This is a genomic window from Oryzisolibacter sp. LB2S (genome assembly GCF_040732315.1).
In the GTDB taxonomy this organism is placed as follows: domain Bacteria; phylum Pseudomonadota; class Gammaproteobacteria; order Burkholderiales; family Burkholderiaceae_C; genus Alicycliphilus; species Alicycliphilus soli.
The window spans coordinates 1,352,163-1,367,460 of record NZ_CP160388.1; the positions used below are offsets into that span (position 1 = coordinate 1,352,163).

At 70.4% G+C, this 15,298-nt stretch carries 13 protein-coding genes; 5 read left to right on the forward strand and 8 right to left on the reverse strand.

The genetic code is table 11. From position 1 onward, the window contains the following. Window positions 1-183: 183 nt before the first annotated feature. Window positions 184-2,631 carry a TonB-dependent receptor gene (locus tag ABUE11_RS06375; protein WP_367068221.1) on the forward strand — a complete coding sequence of 816 codons (2,448 nt, stop codon included), beginning with the start codon at window positions 184-186 and terminating at the stop codon, window positions 2,629-2,631. Window positions 2,632-2,637: 6 nt separating this feature from the next. Here the strand turns inward: ABUE11_RS06375 and ABUE11_RS06380 are convergent. Then, window positions 2,638-3,401 (reverse strand): IS5 family transposase gene (locus ABUE11_RS06380; RefSeq protein WP_367065164.1). Its coding sequence is split into 2 segments (ribosomal slippage): window positions 2,638-3,086 and window positions 3,086-3,401, totalling 765 coding nucleotides; the frame shifts between segments, so codons are not numbered across the junction. A 118-nt stretch (window positions 3,402-3,519) separates the two neighbouring features. Here ABUE11_RS06380 and ABUE11_RS06385 point away from each other — a divergent pair. From ABUE11_RS06385 to ABUE11_RS06395, 3 genes are read left to right on the forward strand one after another with little or no spacing between them, the layout of a single operon-like run. Further along, entirely contained in the window at window positions 3,520-3,771 is a 252-nt protein-coding gene (locus ABUE11_RS06385) for a hypothetical protein (RefSeq protein WP_367068222.1), read from the forward strand. Between the two features lies 1 nt (window position 3,772). Beyond that, window positions 3,773-4,069, forward strand: a complete 297-nt coding sequence (locus ABUE11_RS06390) for a hypothetical protein (protein ID WP_367068223.1) — start codon at window positions 3,773-3,775, stop codon at window positions 4,067-4,069. After that, window positions 4,066-5,685, forward strand: a complete 1,620-nt coding sequence (locus ABUE11_RS06395; protein WP_367068224.1) for a PepSY-associated TM helix domain-containing protein — start codon at window positions 4,066-4,068, stop codon at window positions 5,683-5,685. Before ABUE11_RS06390 ends, ABUE11_RS06395 begins: the two co-directional genes overlap by 4 nt. A gap of 28 nt (window positions 5,686-5,713) precedes the next feature. Here the strand turns inward: ABUE11_RS06395 and ABUE11_RS06400 are convergent, their stop codons facing one another. Next, on the reverse strand, window positions 5,714-7,141 hold the full coding sequence (locus ABUE11_RS06400; RefSeq protein WP_367068225.1) for an FAD-binding oxidoreductase: 1,428 nt from the start codon (window positions 7,139-7,141) through the stop codon (window positions 5,714-5,716). After that, a complete protein-coding gene (locus ABUE11_RS06405) occupies window positions 7,138-7,557 on the reverse strand; it encodes a DUF2069 domain-containing protein (protein ID WP_367068226.1) in 420 nt (139 codons plus the stop codon). Before ABUE11_RS06405 ends, ABUE11_RS06400 begins: the two co-directional genes overlap by 4 nt. A gap of 62 nt (window positions 7,558-7,619) precedes the next feature. On the opposite strand from ABUE11_RS06405, the gene ABUE11_RS06410 reads away from it, so the two are divergent. After that, complete coding sequence (locus ABUE11_RS06410; RefSeq protein WP_367068227.1) at window positions 7,620-8,900, forward strand: YihY family inner membrane protein; 1,281 nt, start codon at window positions 7,620-7,622, stop codon at window positions 8,898-8,900. Window positions 8,901-9,208: 308 nt separating this feature from the next. Here the strand turns inward: ABUE11_RS06410 and ABUE11_RS06415 are convergent, their stop codons facing one another. The 5 genes from ABUE11_RS06415 to hpnC all read right to left on the reverse strand — a co-directional run bounded on the left by ABUE11_RS06415 (window position 9,209) and on the right by hpnC (window position 15,291). Next, window positions 9,209-11,248 (reverse strand): DUF2868 domain-containing protein, encoded by a 2,040-nt coding sequence (locus ABUE11_RS06415; protein WP_367068228.1) that lies wholly within the window; start codon window positions 11,246-11,248, stop codon window positions 9,209-9,211. Between the two features lie 23 nt (window positions 11,249-11,271). Then, a complete protein-coding gene (gene hpnE, locus ABUE11_RS06420) occupies window positions 11,272-12,561 on the reverse strand; it encodes a hydroxysqualene dehydroxylase HpnE (protein ID WP_367068229.1) in 1,290 nt (429 codons plus the stop codon). Continuing rightward, complete coding sequence (gene hpnD, locus ABUE11_RS06425) at window positions 12,558-13,400, reverse strand: presqualene diphosphate synthase HpnD (RefSeq protein ID WP_367068231.1); 843 nt, start codon at window positions 13,398-13,400, stop codon at window positions 12,558-12,560. The genes hpnE and hpnD overlap by 4 nt, the downstream gene beginning before the upstream one ends. A gap of 62 nt (window positions 13,401-13,462) precedes the next feature. After that, complete coding sequence (locus tag ABUE11_RS06430; protein ID WP_367068232.1) at window positions 13,463-14,401, reverse strand: prenyltransferase; 939 nt, start codon at window positions 14,399-14,401, stop codon at window positions 13,463-13,465. Window positions 14,402-14,403: 2 nt separating this feature from the next. Continuing rightward, entirely contained in the window at window positions 14,404-15,291 is an 888-nt protein-coding gene (gene hpnC / locus ABUE11_RS06435) for a squalene synthase HpnC (protein WP_367068233.1), read from the reverse strand. Window positions 15,292-15,298: the final 7 nt, after the last annotated feature.

Below are 15,298 nucleotides of genomic sequence, written 5' to 3' on the forward strand. Positions count from 1 at the left end.
GGCATCCAGCGATTGCACAGCAAGCGCTGGCAGCTATCAACAGTGGAGCGCTTTGTCGAGAATGGGGAGAAGCCGGTAAAAAAAGTGGCGCCACCCCCTCTCACTTTCTTGCGCTCGTTCGGCAAGCAGGAAAGAAGCGCCTTCCGCTTTCCCTTTTCCGATCTGCCCTGGAGTGCCATGCCCATGTCCCATGCCTTGCCCTTTTCCCTCAAACCCTGCGCCGCCGCGCTGCTCCTGGCCCTGACGACAGGCATGCTGGTCGCCGCCGCGCCGGCCGCGGCGCAGACGGCCGCCGCCGCGGCCGTGCGCGAGTATGACCTGCCGGCCGGCCCGCTGGCGGCCACGCTCAACCGCATCGCGCGCGAGGCCGGGCTGGCCTTCAGCACCGATGCGCAGCTGATGCAAGGGCGCAGCGCCGCGCCGGTGCGCGGCCGATTCGAGGCGAGCGAGGCCATGCGGCGCGCGCTGGCCGGATCGGGTCTGGAGCTGCTGGGGACCACGGGCGGCGGCTACACGCTGCGGGCGGCTGCGCAGCCAGCGCCTGGCGCCGCAGGAAGCGGCAGCGTGCTCGCGCCGGTCACGGTGACGGCACAGGCCGATTCCGCCACCGGCCTGCCGGCGGCCTATGCGGGTGGCCAGGTGGCCAAGGGTGCACGCCTGGGTCTGTTGGGCAATGCCGACGTGATGGACATTCCCTTCAGTGTCACCAGCTACACGGCAGAACTCATGGAGAACCAGGGCGCACGCACCATCGCCGATGTGCTCAAGAACGACCCGGCGGTGCGCTATTCCACCTCGGACGGCCACCCGTTCGAGAACTTCCGCGTGCGCAACTTCGCCGTCAACCAGAACGAGCTGGTGGTCGATGGCATGTACGGCCTGATTCCCTATGGCCGCACACCGGTGGAGATGTTCGAGCGTGTCGAGCTGCTGCGTGGCCCGAGCGCGTTGTTCACCGGCATGGCGCCCGCGGGCGCCCTGGGCGGCACGATCAACCTGGTGCCCAAGCGCGCCGGTGAAGCGCCGCTGTCGCGCGTGTCGCTGGACTATGTGTCCGAAGGCCAGCTGGGCACCAGGTTCGACCTGAGCCGGCGCTTTGGCAACGACAAGGAATGGGGCCTGCGTCTCAACGGCTCGTTTGCCGATGGCGACACGGCACTCGATGGCCAGTCGCGCCAGCGCCAGCTCCTGTCCGCCGCGCTCGACTACCGGCAGGGCGGCTTCAAGGGGTCGCTGGACGCCTACTACACCAAGGAGAAGTTCGACGGGGGCACGCCCGCCGGCGTGATGTTCCGCAACCCTGCGCTGGGCGTGCTCGCTGCGCCGGACGCCTCGCTGGGCCTATTTCCCGCAGCCTACGGCGAGTCCGAGAACAAGGCCGCCATCCTGCGCACCGAATATGCCTTCAATGACGCGGTGACCGCCTTTGCCAATGTCGGCGTGCGCCACGGCAAGGTCGCGGGCTTCTTCACGGGAACATGGGTGGTTGTCACCGGGGCGGACGGTGCCGGCACGGTGTCCATGTCCGGCCAGCGCATGTACGAGAAGAACGTGAACACCGAGGCGGGCCTGCGCCTGAACTTCCGCACCGGCGGCATCGGACACGAGATGACGCTGCAGGCATCGCGTCTGAAGATGGACTATGGCTATGACGCCAACTCGAACGGCGGTACCACCAACATCTATGCCCCCTCCTATGTGGCCATGCCCGCGCTGCCCGGCGCGGCCAGGAAATGGTCCGACAAGACCTTCGACAGCCTGGCCGTGGTGGACACCCTGTCCCTGCTGGACGAGCGGCTCAGGCTGACGCTGGGTCTGCGCCATCAGAGCTACCAGGTTGTGCCCACCTCCGACGGCATCGCCATCGGTGGCGAAGTGGCCTACGACAAGAGCGTGGTCACTCCTGCCGCCGCCGTGGTGTTCAAGCCCTGGGGGCCGAACGTGTCGCTGTACGCCAGCTATGTGCAGGGGCTGAGCCAGGGTGGGCGCATCTCCACCGACAACGGCTACGTGCGCAACCACACCTTCGCGCCCTACAAGACCAAGCAGACCGAGCTGGGCGTGAAGTGGAATGCGGGCAGCTTCACGCACACGGCAGCGCTCTACCAGATCACCAAACCCGAGCTCATCACCTTTGCCAGCGGCGCGGGCCTGGACGCCATCGACGGCGGCGAAAAACGCGTGCGTGGCCTGGAGTGGAGCACCTTCGGTGAGGTCACACGCGGCGTGCGCGTGCTCGGTGGTGTGGTCTATGCGCAGAGCATCCAGAGCAAGACGCAGGGCGGGCTGCTCGACGGCTACGCCGCCGTGGGCTCGCCGCATTGGCAGGCCAACCTGGGCGCGGAATGGGATGTGCCCGGCGCGCCCGGGCTGACGCTGACCGGCCGCGTGCAGTCCAGCGCCAGCCAGTGGCTGACCAACAATCACACGCTCAAGTTGCCTGGCTGGTCGGTGTTTGACCTGGGCGCGCGCTACGCCACCCGGCTGGCGGGTAGGCAGGCCGTGCTGCGCCTGAACGTGAATAACGTGGCCGACCGCAACTACTACTCGGGCATCTTCCGCGAAGGCGCGCCCATTGGCACCCTGGGCGCACCGCGCACCGTGTCGGCCTCACTCACCGTGGACTTCTAGGGCCTGTTAACACATCCGAAGCCCATCAGCGACGAGTACAAAGCTGATGAAGCCGAGGAACATGATGTCGAGTTTCTCGAACCGCGTGAAGATGCGCCGGAAGCCCTTGAGGCGGCGGAATAGACGCTCAACCTCGTTGCGGCGCTTGTACATCTCGCGGTCGTACTCCCAAGGCTCGACGCGGGTACGCAGCGGTGGCACGACGGGGATGTAGCCCAAATCGAGCGCCAACTGGCGCGTCTCGTTGCCCTCGTAGGCCTTGTCCATGAGCAGGTGCAGCGGCCGGTTCGGGGCGCCCAGGCTGGCGAGCAGTTCGCGCCCTTGTGGGGCATCGCCGGCCTGGCCCGGCGACAGTGAGAACGTTATGGCCGTTCGAGCATCCGCGGCAACCATATGAATCTTGGTTGTCCATCCACCTCGAGACTTGCCGATGGATTGGGGGCCGTTTTTTTTAGCGCGCCCGTGCCGTCTGGGTGCACCTTGATGCTTGTGGAGTCCAGTGACACCGCCTCGATCTTGATGCGCACAACCTGAGCCTTCTGCAGTTCCTCGAACATTCTGTCGAGGACCCCAGCCTTGGTCCAGCGGTTCATGCGCGTGTAGATCGTGTGCCAGTTACCGAAGCGCTTGGGCAGTCCACGCCACTTGCAGCCATGCTCGGCTACGTAGAGGATGGCGTTGACGACCTGCAAGTTGCTCAGGCTGACGTTTCCTCGCTGCGTGGGAAGGCAGTGCTCGATCTTGGCGAATTGTTCTGGCGTTATCTCCATGGCTGCCAGTCTGTGCCATGGCGGGCGCAAAAACAATTAGTGTTAACACGCCCTAAGCCAAATTGGCATCCAGCGATTGCACAGCAAGCGCTGGCAGCTCACTTTTTTATAGTTCTCCATGACCGTTGCCGCCCTGGCCCTCACCATCGCCGCGTGCGTGTGCCTCTACCTCGTCAGCCCCAACCAGCGCTGGCGGGCGCGGGCGCTGCCGCGGCCGTTCCTGGCGGCGGGACTTGTGCTGCTGGCTGCGGGCATCGGGCTGTGGGCCATGGCGCTGCAGCCGCTGGCGGGCTTCTTCGTGGCGCTGCATGTGGCCATGGTCTGCCTGTTCGCCTTTCCCTACATTGCCGTACTCAAGAAGAAAGACTGACATGGCGGCACGCGACATTCGCCCGGACTGGTGGGCCAAGACCAGCGCCGGGCTGCTTCTGGGCTTCGGGCTGGCGATGGCGCTGGTTGGCCTTCCGGCCTACCTGGTGTCCGGCGGCATTGCCGCGCCGGACGGGCGCTTCACCACGCTGCGCTTTCTGATGCCCTTCGTATGGATCGCAGTGTTCAGCCTGTGCTACCTGTTTCGCAGTGGCCGGGCCGCGTGGCTGTGGCTGGGTGGCGCCAACCTGCTGGCGTTCGCGCTGCTGTTCGCCTGCCGCTTCTGGTGGTTCGCATGATTCCCGCACCCATCGTCAAGATCTACAAGACCGTCCATACCTGGACCGGCATCACCTGCGGCTTTGCGCTGTTCATCGCGTTCTACGCCGGGGCGCTGACCATGTTCATGGAGCCCATCACGCGCTGGGCCTCGCCGCCCGCGGCCGGCGTGGCGCAGACGCCGCTGGCCGACGTGCCCGTGCTGATCGACAAGCTGCTCGTGGCCCACCCCGAGGTGCGCGAGCATGGCTTCACCGTGCATCTGTCTGCGCGCGAGGACCTGGCCGCGCGCGTCACCTGGGAGGTGGAGCTGCCGCACGACGAGAGCGACCCGGATCACGAGCATGAGCATGTGCACTGGTGGGCCGCGCTGGGCGAGGGCGGCGAGCTGCTGGCGCGGCAGGAGGAGCCGTCGGAGCTGGGCATGTTCATCAACGAGATCCACATGCGCGCCGGCATACCGGGGCGATGGGGGGCGCGCTTCATGGGTGTGGTCTCGCTGCTGTACGGCGTGGCGCTGGTCTCGGGCGTGATCGTGCTGCTGCCCTCGCTGGTCAAGGACTTCTTCGCGCTGCGCGTGGGCAAGAACAAGAAGCGCATGTGGTTGGACGCGCACAACGTGGTGGGCATCGCCAGCCTGCCGTTTCACATCGTCATCGCCACCACCAGCGTGGCCTTCAGTCTGGGCGCGCTGCTGTTCGGTGCCCAGGGCATGCTCATCTTTGGCGACCAGCACCAGGCCAGCATGCAGCGCTTTCAGGCGCAGTTCCGCGCACCCAGACCCACGGGCGAGGCCGCGCCCATGCTGGCGCCCGCGCAGCTGCTCGATCGGCTGCAGGCGCAGGCCCCTGGCTTCGTGCCCGATGCCATGAAGTACGAGCGCGTGGGCGACAAGGCCGCCGTGGTGCGCTTTACCGGGATCGAGCCGGGCTACGTCATGGAGCATCGCTACGCCGCCGTCATGCTCAGCGCGGTGACGGGCGACACTGTCAATGACCACATGCGCCCCTCCACGCAGGAACCCTGGTGGCGCACCACCATGACGCTGGCCGGGCTGCACTTCGGCCAGTATGGCGGCGCGGTGGTGCGCTGGAGCTACTTTCTGCTCGGCCTGGCGGGTGCGTGGCTGTTCTATGGCGGCAACCTGCTGTGGGTGGAGACGCGGCGCAGGCGCGCGCGCAAGGAGGGCGAGGCGCCACCCACGCAGCGCCGCGACACGCACTGGCTGGCAGCCGCCACCGTGGGCGTGTGCCTGGGCTGCGTGGCCGGGCTGTCGCTGACCATGGTGGCGGGCAAGTGGCTGCATACGCAGGTGCAGGACCTGCATGCCTGGCACCAGTACGTCTACTTTGCGGTGTTCTTCGGCGCCATGGCCTGGGCCTTCGCGCGCGGCGCGGCGCGCGCGGCGGTGCATCTGCTGTGGCTGTCGGCCGCCTGCACGCTGGCGATTCCGCTGACCACGCTGCTGGCCTGGCTGGTCCCGTCCACGGGCCTGTGGGCGCACACCAGTACGGCCACACTGGGCGTGGACGCGACGGCCTTGGTCGGCGCGCTGTGCTTCGCGTGGATGGCGCGCGCCACGGCGCGGCGCGTGCGGCATGGGGCCGCGGACAGCGTGTGGTCCGGGCGGGCCTGAGGCCGGCCCTGGCCCGGACGGTCCGCCGCTACGGTCGCGTCAGCACACAACCCGGATTCATGATGCCCTGCGGGTCCAGCGCCTGCTTGATGGCGCGCATCATGGACAGCGCCACGGGCGACTTGTAGAGAGCGAGCTTGTCGGTCTTGAGCTGGCCCACGCCATGCTCGGCCGAGAAGCTGCCGCCGAATTGCGCGACGGCGTCGTAGACCAGGTCGTTCACGCGCGCCTCCTGTGTGCGCAGGAACTCGCGCGCGTCGCCACCCTCGGGCGCCTGCACGTTGTAGTGCAGGTTGCCGTCGCCCAGGTGGCCGAAGTTGACCAGGCGCACGCCGTCGATCTTGCGTGCGAGCAGCGCGTCCGTGTGCGCCACGAAGGCCGGGATGCGCGAGGCGGCGATCGAGATGTCGTGCTTGATGTTCAGGCCTTCCTCGGCCTGGGCCAGCGGGATGCTCTCGCGGATATGCCAGAGCTCGTGCGCCTGGGCCAGGCTCTCGGCGACCACGGCGTCCTGCACGCAGCCGTCCTCGAAGGCCAGCTCCAAGAGCGTCTCGAAGCGCTCGCGCGCGTGCGCCTCGGACTCGCTGTCGGAGTTTTCCAGCAGCACGCAGTAGGGCGGGGCGTCGTCCTGCCCGGCAAAGGGCACGCGCAGCTGCGGCATGTGCTTGATCACGAGCTGCAGCGCAAACCGGCCCATGACCTCGAAGCCCGTGAGCCCCGCGCCCAGGTGCTGGTGCGCCAGGCCCAGGAGACGCACGGCGGCCTCCATGTCCGCCACGGCGGCCCAGGCCGTGAGGCTGGCCGCGGGCTGCGGAAAGAGCTTCATGGTGGCCGCGGTGATCACGCCCAGCGTCCCTTCGCTGCCTATGAACAGGTTGCGCAGGTCGTAGCCAGTGTTGTCCTTGCGCAGGCCCGACAGGCCGTCCCACACCTCGCCCTGGGGTGTGACCACCTCCAGCCCCAGGCACAGCTCGCGCGTGTTGCCGTAGCGCACGACCTGCGTGCCGCCCGCGTTGGTGCCGAGGTTGCCGCCAATGGTGCAGCTGCCCTCGGCCGCAAGGCTCAGGGGGAACAGCAGGCCCTCCTTGTCGGCCAGCTCCTGCAGGCTTTGCAGGATGCAGCCGGCCTCCACCGTCATGGTCAGGTTGTCGCGGTCGATGGCGCGCACGGCGTTCATGCGCGTCAGGCTCAGCACCACCTGGGTGCCGCTCTCGTCGGGCGTGCTGCCCACGGACAGGCCGGTATTGCCGCCCTGGGGCACGATGGATGTGCCGGCCTCGGCGCAGGCCTTGACCACGGCGGCCACCTCCTGCGTGGAGGCGGGCCGCACCACGGCCAGGGCCTTGCCGTGGACGCGCTTGCGCCAGTCCTGTTCATAGGCGGTGAGGTCACCCTCGGTGAGCACATGGGCGGCGCCGACGATGTGGCGCAGGCGATCGAGCAGGGCAGAGGTCATGTCGGGTCGGCAGCAGGGGTGGAGGAACGTGCCTTGGCGGCGGCCAGGCGCAGGCGCACATGCAGGGCGCAGGCCGTGAACAGCAGCAGGCACAGCAGAATCTCGATGGCGGCCAGCCAGTTGCCGGGCGCCGGGTCGCTCCAGGCGCGCACCACGCCCTCGGTGAAGTACAGCCACACCAGCAGGCTGACCCAGCGGTAGGTGTACATGCGGCGCTTCAGGAGCCCGGCCAGCGGCCAGGCCAGCGGCAGGGCCTTGAGCGCAAGCCAGGAGCCGCCGGGGCGCAGGGGCGCCAGCCACAGCTCCCAGGCCAGGCTGAGCACGATCAGGCCCAGCAGGCTGCCCACGGCCAACCAGCGCGTGGCGGCGACGTCGGTGCTCACGCCGGGATGGTTAGGGGTAAATTCGGATTGCATGGGCAGGCATCATCCCAGATTTGCGGCAAGGGCCGGGGACGGAATCTGGGATCATATCGGCCATGTCCTTGTCCCCACGCCTCGCGCAGCGTCTCGAAATCTGGCTGGCGCAGCTTTCCCACTTTCCCTGGCGCACCACGGCGCAAATGCTGCGCGAGCGCTTTCGCGAGGACAGGCTGGGCATCACGGCCAGCAGCCTGACGTTTACCACGCTGCTGGCGCTGGTGCCCTTCTTCACCGTGGCGCTGGCGGCGTTCACGGCCTTTCCCATCTTCGGCAAGATGGAGAAGATGCTGCAGCGCTGGCTTGTCGACAGCCTGGTGCCCGACAGCATCTCGCGCCCGGTGCTCGGCTATCTCACGCAGTTTTCGGCCAAGGCCAGCGGCCTGGGCGTGGCGGGCTTTTCCGTGCTCATGATCACGGCGCTGGCGCTGATCCTGACCATTGACCGCACGCTCAACACCATCTGGCGCGTGCGCAGCCTGCGCCCGCTGGGCCAGCGCGTGCTGATCTACTGGGCCGCGATGACGCTGGGCCCGCTGGTGCTGGCCGTGAGCCTGGCGCTCACGGCCTCGATCGCCGGCGCGGCCTCGCGCGGGCTGGGCACGGCGCTGCCGGGCGGCGCGCGGCTGCTGCTCGATGGCATCGAGTTCCTGCTGCTCGCCGCGGGCGTGGCCGCCATGTACCGCTACGTGCCCAACACCCAGGTGCACTGGCGCGACGCCTGGGCCGGCAGCCTGTTCGTCTCCGTGGGCATGGAGCTGGCCAAGAAGGGCCTGGCGCTCTACCTCGCGTCTGTGCCCACCTATTCGGTGATCTACGGCACCTTTGCCACGCTGCCCATCCTGCTGCTGTGGATCTATGTGGCCTGGGTCATCGTGCTGCTGGGCGCCGTGGTCGCCGCCTACCTGCCCAGCCTGCTGGCCGGCGTGGCGCGCCACGGGGGCGGGCAGGGCTGGCCGTTTCTGCTGGCCGTGGAGACGCTGCAGCAGCTGCACGCCGCGCGCGCCCAGGCGGAGCATGGCATGACGGCCGTGCAGCTGGCGCAGCGCCTGCGCGTGGACGTGCTGCAGCTCGAGCCCGTGCTGGATGCCCTCACGGGGCTGGACTGGGTGGTGCAGGTCAACGAGGTGGCCGCGGGCGCCTCGGCCGATGCGCGCTATGTGCTGCTCGCCGATCCGCCCACCACGCACATGGAGCCCCTGGTGCGGCGCCTGCTGCTCACGCGCACCGAGGCGCTGGAGCGCTTCTGGGCGCACACGGGCATGGAGATGCTGCGCCTGGCCGATGTGCTCGAGCGTCCGCCGGCGCCCAGTGTGCCGCAATCGCTATTGAAAAAATAGCTGTTGGCGCTTGCTTGCAAAGGGTTTGAGGTCGATTTGTTCAATATGGGAATTCTGTGCGCAAGCACATCCCGCTGATCCCTGCGCACGCGGAGGGCCACCGGTCGCTTTGGACCGTCATCCCCGCGAAAGCGGGGATCCAGGAGAGGCCCAAGGCGTTGATTGGTCGCGGCTGTGGATCCCCGCTTTCGCGGGGATGACGGGTACTTCAGGCCCCGCGGATATTTGAGGCCTTGAGGCTATTGCAGGCCATTTAGCCCTTGCCGGGATCGAGGGCCTTGCAGGCGACGAATGCCATGGCCAAGCCTTCAAGGCGGGCCATCACCGGCGCCCATGTTTCTTTGCAGAATCCCGCGCAGCATGGTGCGTAGCAGCGGCTGCAGGGCGTCGGTGGGGGCGGGCGGGGCCGCCAGCGCCGCGGCCAGGGCGTCCCAGTGGGCGGCGACCGTGCCCGTGACCTCCGCCTGCCAGTCCGCTGCCAGTGTCGTGGCCAGCTCGCTGGCCTCGGCGGCCGGCACGCGCCCCACGTGGGCCAGCACCAGGTAATGCGTGCAGGCGGTCTCCACCATGTGGCGCAGCAGCTCGTCGCTGCCGGTCTTTTGCGCGTCCTTCTTCTGCAGCGCGCGCATGGCCCAGGCCGTGGTGCCGCCCAGCAGCGCGCCCAGGGCCGTGCCCACGCCCAGGGTCAGCCCGCCTGTGCCCACGTCGATCATGGCGCCCACCTTGGCGCCGGCCGCGGCCCCGGCGGCGGCGCCGGCCGAGGTGCCCAGGGCCAGGGCCGTGCCGTCCTTGCCGTCACTGCCCTGGGCCGGCAGGGCGGCCGCGGGCGGCGGCAGCCGGCGGCTGGCATCGGCCGGCGGCAGGGCGTGGCCGTGCAGGACCTGCAGCGCGCCGTCCAGCGTCTGCAGCAGCTCGGCGTAGCGCGCCGCGCCCTCGGGGGCTTGCACCAGCGCGGCGCAGCCATGCAGGTGCTGGCCGAGCAGCCGCAGCGCGTCGGTGAACGTGGCCTCGTTGCGCGCCTGCAGGGCCTGGGTGATGCGCGCCAGGGCCTGCTGGCGTGCGGGCAGCAGCGTGGCCAGGCGCTCGGTCAGCGCGCCGTCCTGCGGCCAGCTGCGGCCCCAGTCGGTGCTGGCCAGGTGCAGCAGCGGGGCGCCCTGCCAGGCGGGCGGCAGCGGCGGCGTGGGGGCGTCGCCCCAGGCCACCACGGCGTCGACGGGCGCGGCCTGCTCGGCCGGCTCCAACAGGCGCAGCCTGTCGCCCTGGGGGCTGAGCAGGGCGCCATGCTCGGCGTGCAGCGCGAGCAGCGTGGCCAGCGGCTGGCGCAGCGCGGGCGTGGTGCAGGCCAGGCCTATGAGCAGATCGCCCGGCAGGGCCTGGCGCAGCTCGTCGAACTCGCCGGCCTCGGGGTCCAGCCGGCATGGGCCCGCCAGCCGCGCCTGGCGCCAGCCGGCCCAGGCCGCCAGCAGCAGCCGCGGCAGCACCACGAAGAGCGCCAGCAGCCCCACGTACATCCACACCCAGCGCGCGCCGGCCGCGCCCTCGCCGGCAAAGTTCTGCGTGGCCGCCACCTCCTGCAGCGAGAACGGCGCGAGGCCAAACAGCAGCGTGAGCGGCGCAAACAGCAGGCTGACGATGGCGTGCACCTGGTTGGCATCGAGAAAGGTGCTCTCCCAGCCGAAGCGGTAGCTCACCACCAGGCCGCGCAGCAGCAGCGACAGCGCAATGCCCGCGGCCCAGGCGGCCGCGCACAGGTGCAGCACGGCGGCCGTCTGCTGGGCAAAGCGCGCCTGCATCAGGCGCGCCCAGCGCAGCACGAAGTCCGCCGCAATGCGTGCGGGCAGACCCCGGCCGGCATGGGCCTGGCGGCGCAGCAGCCACTGGTGCAGGGCGGACGGTGGCAGGGGCCCGCCGGCCGCGGCGCCGCGCCGCGCGCGCAAGCCCTGCCAGAGCAGCAGCGCGTAGACCACGAGGTTCCAGCCCAGCACCAGCAGCAGCGGCGGCGAGAGCAGGTCCACCCGGTGCGCGTTGGCCACGCGGTCGAGTACCAGGCCCAGCAGCAGCGCCAGCAGCGGCAGGCCGCGCGCGAGCCAGGCGCCCTGCGCGCCCGCGTGGCGCAGCGCGGCCACGGTGGCGTCGCGCCCCGCGGCGCGGGCGACGACTGCGGCGGCGCGCTCGCGCACCACGTCGGCCACGCCCACGCGCGGCACGCCGCGCTCGCGTGCGGCCTCCACGGCGCGGTGCGTGATCTCGTCCCACTCGGTCTGGCTGACCAGGGCGCGTTCCGTATCTGCATGGGCGAGGGCCTGGGCCAGGGTGATGTCGCGCAGTTCCTGCAGGCTAATGTGCATGGGGGGCGGTATGGCGGGGGTGGTTATTGGGCGAGATTCTGCACCGCCGCCACGCCGTGCAGCACGGCCCCTTCCAGCGTGGCGGGGTAGGGGCCGGCCACATAGTCGCCGCAGGCCTGCAGGCCCGGCGCGATGGCGCGCGGCGGCCGCGCGAGCGCCGGCGTGCAGGCAAAGGTGGCGCGCTTTTCCACCACGGTCTGCAGCACGCGCAGGCCAGACAGGCCCAGATCCTCGGCGGCCTGGGCCAGCACCTCGCGCTCGAGCGGCTCGCGCTCGCCCTCGAAGGCGCTGACGACGAAGGCCAGCAGGCCGGCGTTGCCGCTGAGCCGCGCACGGTCGAAGACGAACTGCGCCGGCCGGCCCGCACGCGCGCGCAGCGCCAGCATGGGGCGGGCAAGCAGCGGCCCGTGGGCGCCGGGCAGCTCGGCATAGACGGTGGCAATGGCGCGAAATGCCAGTGCCTGCGCCGTGCTCGCCCAGGCCTGAAGGGCCGGGGCATGGGGGCTTTGCGCCATGGCCGCCAGGCGCGCGGCCTCGTGGCTGCCGGTGGCCAGCAGCACGGCGTCAAAGGGCTCGTCGTCCACCCGCCACTGGGTGCCGGGCTGGGCGAGCCGCTGCACGCGCCGGCCCAGGTGCACGCGATGGCCTCGGGCCTGCAGCCAATGCGCTGCCGCCTCGGGAAACAGCGTGCCCAGGTCGATGCGCGGCAACAGCAGGTTAGAGCCGCCGCGGCCGGCAAACAGGCCGTCGTGCAGCACGCGCAGAAACACCTGGCCGCAGGCCTCGTGCGCGGGAGTGTTCAGGGCCGAGACGCACAGCGGGTCGATGAACTCGTGCAGCAGCCGTTCGGGCAGGCCGGCGCAGAGCTCGGCCACGCTGGTACCGGGTGCGCAGGCAAAGCCCGTGAGGCGCCAGCGCGCCGCGCGCTTGAGCAGCGCCCAGCGCTCGTGCGCGCTCCAGCCGCGCGCGCGGGCGATGCCCACCAGCGCGTCCCAGGGCGGCGGCGCATCGGGCAGGGCCAGGCCGGAGCCGTCGGCAAACACCAGGGCCAGCGGCAGCCTCAGCAGGGCGTGCTCGGGGTCCACGCCCACGGTACGCATCAGGCGCAGGCATTCGCCATAGGCGCCAATCAAGATGTGCTGGCCGTTGTCCAGCCGCAGGGCGCTGCCGTCGGCGCGCTGCGCATGGACGGCGCGCGCGCGCCCGCCCGCGCTGCGGCTGGCCTCGAACACGGTGACGGCGTGGCCGGCCTGCGCCGCCCGCACGGCCGCCGCCATGCCACCCCAGCCCGCGCCGACGATGGCCAGCCTCAAAACCGCCCCAGAGCCTGCATCTTCCAGGCGAGCCAGAACTTGCGCAGCGGCGTGAGGCTGGTGCGTTGATGCAGCACCTGAAAGCCGTCGGCCTCGATCTCGGTGAGCAGCGTGCGGTAGATGCTGGCCATCATCAGGCCGGGCTTTTGCGCGCGCCGGTCCACGGCGGGCAGCAGGGCCAGGGCCTCGTCATAGAACAGGTGGGCACGCTGGGCCTGAAAGCGCATCAGCATGGTGAAGCGCTCGGAATACTCGCGCCCGGTGATTTCCTGGGCCTTGACGTCGAACTGCTGCAGCTCGCTCACGGGCAGGTAGATGCGCCCGCGCATGGCGTCCTCGCCCACGTCGCGGATGATGTTGGTGAGCTGGAAGGCCAGGCCCAGCTTGTGCGCGTATTCCGTGGTGCGCTCGTCGCGCTGGCCGAAGATGCGCGCCGCCACCTCACCCACCACGCCGGCCACCAGATAGCAGTAGCGCTGCAGGCTGCGAAAGTCGGGGTGGCGCTGCTGTTCCAGGTCCATCTGGCAGCCCTCGATGACGGCCTGCAGCTGGCGCTCCTCGATGCCATAGACGGGCACATGGGGCATCAGCGCCTGCATCACGGGGTGGCTGGGCCGACCGGCAAAGGCCTGGGCGACCTCGCCCTGCCACCAGGCCAGCTTGGCCTGGGCCACGCCCGGGTCCGAGACATCGTCCACCACGTCGTCGACCTCGCGGCAGAAGGCGTAGAAGGCAGTGATGGCCGCACGCCTCTCGCGCGGCAGGAACAGAAAGGCGTAGTAGAAGCTGCTGCCCGAGGCTGCGGCCTTGTCTTGTACGTAATGCTCGGGGGTACTCATCGGGGCGTGGGGTTGACTGGGCGGCGATTGTCCCATGGGCTCGAATGGCCGCCGAGGGTGGGTCAGTGCTGCGCCGCGACCTGGGCAAACCCCGCGGCCATGGCCAGGCCGTGCAGCAGCGTGGCGGCCACGGTGAGCGCGAGCGCGGGCCGGAGGCGCTGCGGCGCGCGCGCATGGCGCAGCAGCAAGGCGGCCGCGGCCAGCGACAGTGGCAGCGACACCAGGCCCCACAGTGCGCTGACCGGGGGGATCAGCAGCCAGGCGCTGGCCGCGAGCCAGCCATGTGCGGCGAGTACCAGGCCCAGGTAGGCCCAGGCCGCGCCTCGGGGGCCCAGGCGCACGGCCAGCGTGCGCTTGCCCGCGCGGGCGTCGGCCTCGGCGTCGGGAACGCCGTTGATGAGCAGGAGCGCGGCGACGAGCAGCGCAAGGCTCAGGGCGGCGCTGGCCGGAATCACGAAGAACTGGCGCCGCTGCACGTAGTCGCTGCCGATGACGACCAGAAACCAGGCCCCGGCGACGACCGGCTCGCCCAGGCCGCGCGCCATCAGCCGCAGCGGCGGGGCCGAATAACCCCAGGCCAGCAGCAGGCCGGCCAGGCCCAGCAGCAGCACGCCGCCCGCGGTCTTGACGGCGAGCAGCAGGCCCGCGGGCACCAGCACCAGCAGCAGGGCCTTGGCCAGGGCGTCGGTCTGGGCCTCGGTGACCACGCCGTTCTGGATCAGGCGCGAGCCGCCCGTGAACGGGTGGATGCCCTGGGTGTTGCCGGCGTCGGCGCCGCTTCTTGCGTCATGCAGGTCGTTGAGCACGTTGCCGGCCGCATGTGCCAGCACGGCCAGCAGCATGGTGGCGCCGGCCAGCGGCAGGTCGAGCCCGCAGCCGCAGGCGGCGGCCGTGGCCGTGCCCAGCACGCAGGCGACGACGGTGAGCAGCAGAAAGGCCGGGCGCGTCATGCGCCACAGCGTGGCGAGCGACGGGGTGGTGTCGTGAGCCTCGATTGGCATGGTCACATCCCGACGGCGCGGCCGGCCATGCGCAGCCAGTCAAAAGGTTTGAGCGTGGGACGGCTGCACAGGCTGGCGCCGCCCAGGGCCTCGACCTTGTCGAGTACGCACAGGCCGCCCTGCACGACCAGGCGCAGCTCCCAGCCCGCGCGCCCGCTCAGGCGATGCACCAGGGGCGCGCCCTGCAGCATGAGCTCCCGCGCCCAGGTGGCGCAGTCCAGGATCAGACGGTCGCTTCCGGGCGTGCGCCGCAGTGCGGCCAGGTCGGCGCGCGCCACGCCGTGGGCGGCGCAGTCGGCATCCGTCAGGTAGTGGCGCCCGCGCGGCAGGTCCACGCTCAGGTCCTGCCAGAAGTTGATGAGCTGCAGCGCGCTGCAGATGGCGTCGCTCTCGGCGAGGGCGGCCTCGTCCCGCAGGCCGTACAGGTGCAGCAGCAGGCGGCCCACGGGGTTGGCCGAGCGCCGGCAGTAGTCGAGCAGCTGCGTGCGGTCGGCGTAGCTCGCGTGGCTTTCCGTCATGGCCACGTCCTGGGCGAAGGCGTCGAGCAGGTCCTTGAGCAGAGGCACCGGCAACCCGTGGTCGTGCAGCGCCCGCTGCAGGGGCCCGAACACGGCGGCCCAGCGCGCGCCCGGGGGATGTCCGCCGGCCACGGCGCGCAGCTCGGCGCGGTAGGCGGCCAGGTCGGCCAGGCGCTCGGCGGCCGAGGCCTGGCCCTCGTCGGCGATGTCGTCGGCCGTGCGCGCAAAGGCGTAAATGGCGGCAATCGGCTGGCGCAGCCGCGGCGGGCACAGCAGCGAGGCGACGGGGAAGTTTTCGTAATGCGTGACCGGCGCGGCCAGGGTGGGCGCGCCGGCGCTGGGGGAGGGGGGTGTCGAGGTCACGGCCGGCATTGTCGCT

Bases quoted from the DNA above. Each gene is read 5' to 3' on its own strand.
- ABUE11_RS06375 (WP_367068221.1), top strand. From the start codon at position 184: ATGTCCCATGCCTTGCCCTTTTCCCTCAAACCCTGCGCCGCCGCGCTG.
- ABUE11_RS06385 (WP_367068222.1), top strand. From the start codon at position 3,520: ATGACCGTTGCCGCCCTGGCCCTCACCATCGCCGCGTGCGTGTGCCTC.
- ABUE11_RS06390 (WP_367068223.1), top strand. From the start codon at position 3,773: ATGGCGGCACGCGACATTCGCCCGGACTGGTGGGCCAAGACCAGCGCC.
- ABUE11_RS06395 (WP_367068224.1), top strand. From the start codon at position 4,066: ATGATTCCCGCACCCATCGTCAAGATCTACAAGACCGTCCATACCTGG.
- ABUE11_RS06400 (WP_367068225.1), bottom strand. From the start codon at position 7,141: ATGACCTCTGCCCTGCTCGATCGCCTGCGCCACATCGTCGGCGCCGCC.
- ABUE11_RS06405 (WP_367068226.1), bottom strand. From the start codon at position 7,557: ATGCAATCCGAATTTACCCCTAACCATCCCGGCGTGAGCACCGACGTC.
- ABUE11_RS06410 (WP_367068227.1), top strand. From the start codon at position 7,620: ATGTCCTTGTCCCCACGCCTCGCGCAGCGTCTCGAAATCTGGCTGGCG.
- ABUE11_RS06415 (WP_367068228.1), bottom strand. From the start codon at position 11,248: ATGCACATTAGCCTGCAGGAACTGCGCGACATCACCCTGGCCCAGGCC.
- hpnD (WP_367068231.1), bottom strand. From the start codon at position 13,400: ATGAGTACCCCCGAGCATTACGTACAAGACAAGGCCGCAGCCTCGGGC.
- ABUE11_RS06430 (WP_367068232.1), bottom strand. From the start codon at position 14,401: ATGCCAATCGAGGCTCACGACACCACCCCGTCGCTCGCCACGCTGTGG.
- hpnC (WP_367068233.1), bottom strand. From the start codon at position 15,291: ATGCCGGCCGTGACCTCGACACCCCCCTCCCCCAGCGCCGGCGCGCCC.